Below are 4,409 nucleotides of genomic sequence, written 5' to 3'. Positions count from 1 at the left end.
TATACTTACAAAGTAATGTCCTCATAGTGAAATGGATATCACGTAACCCTCCGGAGGTTAAGTTGTAGGTTCGATTCCTACTGAGGATGCCATATTAGTTAAACACCGCAGTTTCATGCGGTTTTTTTATTAAAAATTGACTTTGGCAGTAAAATGGCAGTAATTGTTTTTTATTAACATTTATAAATCATATAGTTCAACATCTTCTTATCCTTATTATATAGAAATAAAGAAAGCCTTGGAGACAACGTACACAGCACACTTAGCATTTAGCTACCTGCCCTGGGTCTTATTTCTTAACTGATTTCTACCATAAACTTATATTCTTATCAACTCACTTGTTTCAAAATTAATTTTTCATTCTTCCACATTTTTGATAATACTAATAAACTAATTATCTAGCATTATTATCAAGAAATATAAAATCTTTTACAATCAATATTTATAGAATTAAAACAAAATCATCCAATAAATATGGTATAATATAAAGAGAAACTGGTTTAATCAAAATTTAAAAATAGTTATTCTAGGGAAGGAAATATTAGTATGAAAAAATTATTAGTATTATTATCATGCCTGCTAGTATTTACATTAGTAGGATGTCAAAGCAAAAACGAAGAAGGAACAAATGTAAAAAAAGAAGCAACACTTGAAAAAGTTGATGAATCCATACTTAGTCAATATCAATATGAAGAACCACAGGGAAACAAAGAAATCATCTATTCTCTTCAAGATGGTGATAGTGATTATATGTATATAGTTTTTAAAAACATGGATATCGACTATGATAAGGTAACATTGGAAAAAGATGGGACAACATATACAATCAATTTTGGGAAAATCAAACAAATAAAAAATAATCTAAGATATGTCTTTAAATATAGCTATAATCAAAAAGAAGATGAACCAGATCGAACTATAAGGCTAAGTGATGGAGAAAAAGAATATCCATTTGATTCAACCATTATAATTAATTTTGAACTAAATTAAAGAATCTTAATAATGATTGAAATTAGATATGTACAAGTAGATGATCGGGATTTTTGGTATCGTTATGATAAACATTTACCTGAGCAAGAATTTGAAAATAAAGTTAAGGATAAAAAAGGCTATATTTTATTAGAAGATTATCAATCGGTTTGCTTAGATATAATCTTTTTTGGGATAATATCCCATTTTGTACAATGATTTATATTGATCAAAATTTTCAAAAAAAGGTTATAGAACAAAATTGATTAAACATTGGGAAACCGAAATGAGATCAAAAGGTTATGGTATGGTTTTAACTTCAACTCAAGTAGATGAAAATGCTCAGCATTTCTATCGAAAATTAGGTTATCAAGATTGTGGTGGTCTTATTATTAATATAGAAAGATACAAACAGCCAATGGAATTATTTTTATCTAAAAGTATCTAGATAGAACTTAGCTTCCATATAAATTAGTAATTGTTAGTTAGAATTAAAGAGTAATATGAAACATTGCAGAACCCAGCAAATAGAAACATCTAGTCTATTATTAAAACCATTTTTAAATGAAGATTGAAATAATATGTTGAAAAACTGAATATCTAAACCCACTAATACAAAAACCCGTTTACACTGCCACTACCAAAATAAAACAACTACTGAAAAAATGGAAACAAGAATATTCTAATTTAGATTTTTACAGATGGGCAATCATAGAAAAGAAAAGTTTAGAAAATATTGGTCAAATTGCTTTTTGTAAAGTCTACTCAGATTGTAAAACTGCTGAAATTGAATACTGTATAGGTGAGAAATTTAGGGGCAACGGATATGCCAATGAAGCTTTGTTGGCTATTATTAAATATATTTTTAAACATACTGATTTTTGTAGACTTGAAGCATATCATCGTAAGGAAAATATAAAATCATAAATAAGAGGCAATTTGCCTCTTTACTATCGTTGTTTAAAATAAAAACTCTAAATTTCTAATTCATCTTTTCCATTATTTAAATGGTTTTCATTAAATTACTGATTTATGTCAACTCCTATACTTGTTAAATCTACTATATCATATTCAAATACATTGATTAAAAGATTTACATACATTTTTTCTAAGGCAGGAAGGTCATCTTGAATTGTTTCCCATAGCGTATCATAATCAACACCATCATAATTATGCACAACAACATTTCTTAATCCATTAATTTCTTTCCATGGTATCTCGTTGAATGTTTCTTTAAAATTGCTATCAAATCTTCTTTCTAATTCACCTATTTGAGTTAGACGAGTAATGCACGCATCAACAGTTTTGGGATCATTTTTGAAATCATCATAATTCATATTTTTAATATAATTATATATATTTTGAATATGGATAAGCGATTTAATAATTAGTTTGTCGTTTTGAATTTTCATTTTGTTTATTTTCATATATTAAAATTCCATCCTTTCTAATATTTTCAAAGAATTCAGAATTTATGTCTATAGACTTTAATCTAAACACTTCAACAGATTTATGCAAAATTTCTTTTAAACTGCCACAAAAAGACCACATAATCATAGGTTTTATTTGTTCTGGTTTAGAAATTAATATATCCAAGTCACTGATAGGCGTTGCTTCATCTCGAGCGTATGAACCAAATAATATAACTTCCTTTATTTCAGGATATTCATTTTTTATTAATTTAGAAATAGCATTTTTTACTTCATCAATTGTATAAATTTTCCTTGAATATTCCATAAAATAATCCTCCACTAGTTATATTGTAACATAATAATAACTCTTTTTCCTATTTTTTATAACTTTTTAATAACTGTCATTTATACATCATTCATACTGTTTAATCCCAACATTTATAACGATAAATACAAAATATATTAATAATTATTTAAAATAATAACTCCTATCATGACATAAGTTTTACCAATTTTTAATTTCTAAATTAAGTTTATTTCTTAAAATTCATTCATCATTACAGCATTATTTTCATCTAGTACTTTTAAAGAAGCTGCTTCAACTTCTTCATTTATAATTATATCTTGTTTATATGCCACCCTCTTTGCGACCATATCTTTTATTACAATAGTTTATAAAATAAAGCATGCTACAAATTTTTCATATTATATTATTAAAAAACCACATAATAATACTATTTATATAAAATCCATCATAATTTTTGATAACTATAATATCTAAAAATAACTAATTCATTATTTAAAATCTATTAACTAAAAAAAGAAAAATTTGATTTAAATATTATATGTATTTAAACTAATCAAACAATGCTATAATAATTACATAAATTAAAATATACTAAAAAAGGAAGAGCAAAATGATAGTTATATTATTTTGAGTGCATAATGTAGGAAAATCAACAGTTGGTAAAATATTAGCTAATAAACTAGATTATCCTTTCATCTATGTTGATGAGGAAACAAAAAAATATATTCTATTTTTGAAATTAAAATTAATATTGATGGAAGAGATCCTGAACTGGTCGCAAAACAGATTATTGATGAATATTTATAATGAGGTGATTATTTTTGAAACAGTACTTAGCAGAAACTTTCATGTTAGATTTTAAACATAAAAAGATTCAACAATTAATCAACAAGCGACAATGGCAAAAAGATACTCCTTATAATCGAGTAAAGAAAATATATAATTTTGTTCGTGATGAAATTCTTTTTGGCTATAATAGCGATGATAGTATCCCTGCTTCTAAAGTTTTAGCTGATGGATATGGACAATGTAATACAAAAGCAACTTTGTTTATGGCTTTACTTCGTGGTGTTAATATTCCTTGTCGAATTCATGGTTTTATGATTGATAAAAAATTACAAAAAGGAGCGATGACTGGCATTGTTTATAAAAGTGCTCCGCAAAATATTTTTCATAGCTGGGTAGAAGTTTATCTAAACGACAAGTGGTATGAACTTGAAGGAATTATTCTCGATAAACAATATCTTTATAAGTTACAAAAAATGTATCCTAACTATAAAGGTCCTTTTTATGGTTATGGTGTTGCTACAAAAGATTTTTCTAATCCCATCATTGATTTTAATTTAAATAATACCTATATTCAAAAAGAAGGAATTACTGTTGATTTAGGAATTTACTATTCTCCAGACATTTTATTAAAAAAACATGGTCAAGAAATATCCAAATTTAAAAAGTTTATGTATAAAAATCTCGGCCGTCATTTAATGAATCACAACATCAAAAAAATAAGAAAAGCAAATTAAAATGTCTTTCTTATTTTCAATCGATTAAATACTCCATAAAAATAGAGTATTTTTTATTTTAAATTTTCATCACCCCATTTTTTAATTACTTCCATAACTGTCATAAAACTTTTTCCTAATGGTGTTAAAGTATATTCCACATGAGGTGGAATTTCTTTGAAATCATATCGATTAATAAATCCGTCAGCTTCTAATTCC

General features: G+C 25.8%; 9 protein-coding genes and 1 tRNA gene. 7 read left to right on the top strand and 3 right to left on the bottom strand.

Translation table 11 applies throughout. The features are described from left to right. Window positions 1-17: 17 nt before the first annotated feature. The 5 genes from J7M77_RS13610 to J7M77_RS16930 all read left to right on the top strand — a co-directional run bounded on the left by J7M77_RS13610 (window position 18) and on the right by J7M77_RS16930 (window position 1,896). Window positions 18-92 (top strand) — tRNA-Arg (locus tag J7M77_RS13610). A gap of 454 nt (window positions 93-546) precedes the next feature. Then, window positions 547-990 carry a hypothetical protein gene (locus tag J7M77_RS13605; protein WP_296879502.1) on the top strand — a complete coding sequence of 148 codons (444 nt, stop codon included), beginning with the start codon at window positions 547-549 and terminating at the stop codon, window positions 988-990. 12 nt (window positions 991-1,002) lie between these two features. Then, window positions 1,003-1,188: a hypothetical protein gene (locus tag J7M77_RS13600; protein WP_296879500.1), complete on the top strand. Its 186-nt coding sequence runs from the start codon at window positions 1,003-1,005 to the stop codon at window positions 1,186-1,188. 67 nt (window positions 1,189-1,255) lie between these two features. Continuing rightward, window positions 1,256-1,417: a hypothetical protein gene (locus tag J7M77_RS13595; RefSeq protein ID WP_296879498.1), complete on the top strand. Its 162-nt coding sequence runs from the start codon at window positions 1,256-1,258 to the stop codon at window positions 1,415-1,417. A 164-nt stretch (window positions 1,418-1,581) separates the two neighbouring features. Then, window positions 1,582-1,896: a GNAT family N-acetyltransferase gene (locus tag J7M77_RS16930; protein ID WP_367237032.1), complete on the top strand. Its 315-nt coding sequence runs from the start codon at window positions 1,582-1,584 to the stop codon at window positions 1,894-1,896. Between the two features lie 95 nt (window positions 1,897-1,991). Here J7M77_RS16930 and J7M77_RS13590 read toward each other — a convergent pair whose 3' ends face one another. Both J7M77_RS13590 and J7M77_RS13585 read right to left on the bottom strand, forming a co-directional pair. Further along, window positions 1,992-2,396: a HepT-like ribonuclease domain-containing protein gene (locus tag J7M77_RS13590; protein WP_296879496.1), complete on the bottom strand. Its 405-nt coding sequence runs from the start codon at window positions 2,394-2,396 to the stop codon at window positions 1,992-1,994. Further along, window positions 2,350-2,706: a nucleotidyltransferase family protein gene (locus J7M77_RS13585; protein ID WP_296879493.1), complete on the bottom strand. Its 357-nt coding sequence runs from the start codon at window positions 2,704-2,706 to the stop codon at window positions 2,350-2,352. Before J7M77_RS13585 ends, J7M77_RS13590 begins: the two co-directional genes overlap by 47 nt. Before the next feature lie 613 nt (window positions 2,707-3,319). Between J7M77_RS13585 and J7M77_RS16925 the strand changes: the two genes are divergently transcribed. Together J7M77_RS16925 and J7M77_RS13580 are read left to right on the top strand one after the other, a co-directional pair. Then, on the top strand, window positions 3,320-3,550 hold the full coding sequence (locus J7M77_RS16925; RefSeq protein WP_367237031.1) for a shikimate kinase: 231 nt from the start codon (window positions 3,320-3,322) through the stop codon (window positions 3,548-3,550). After that, window positions 3,510-4,211 (top strand): transglutaminase family protein, encoded by a 702-nt coding sequence (locus tag J7M77_RS13580; RefSeq protein ID WP_296879491.1) that lies wholly within the window; start codon window positions 3,510-3,512, stop codon window positions 4,209-4,211. The genes J7M77_RS16925 and J7M77_RS13580 overlap by 41 nt, the downstream gene beginning before the upstream one ends. Window positions 4,212-4,264: 53 nt before the next feature. On the opposite strand, the gene J7M77_RS13575 is transcribed toward J7M77_RS13580, so the two are convergent. After that, window positions 4,265-4,409, bottom strand: a 145-nt coding sequence (locus tag J7M77_RS13575; protein WP_296879504.1) for a helix-turn-helix domain-containing protein, incomplete at its 5' end; no start/stop codon positions are given.

It is taken from the genome of Thomasclavelia sp. (genome assembly GCF_017889095.1).
Lineage (GTDB): Bacteria > Bacillota_I > Bacilli_A > Erysipelotrichales > Coprobacillaceae > Thomasclavelia.
The sequence above is the reverse complement of the archived record's forward strand: the minus strand, read 5'-3'. Positions and strand labels throughout refer to the sequence as shown.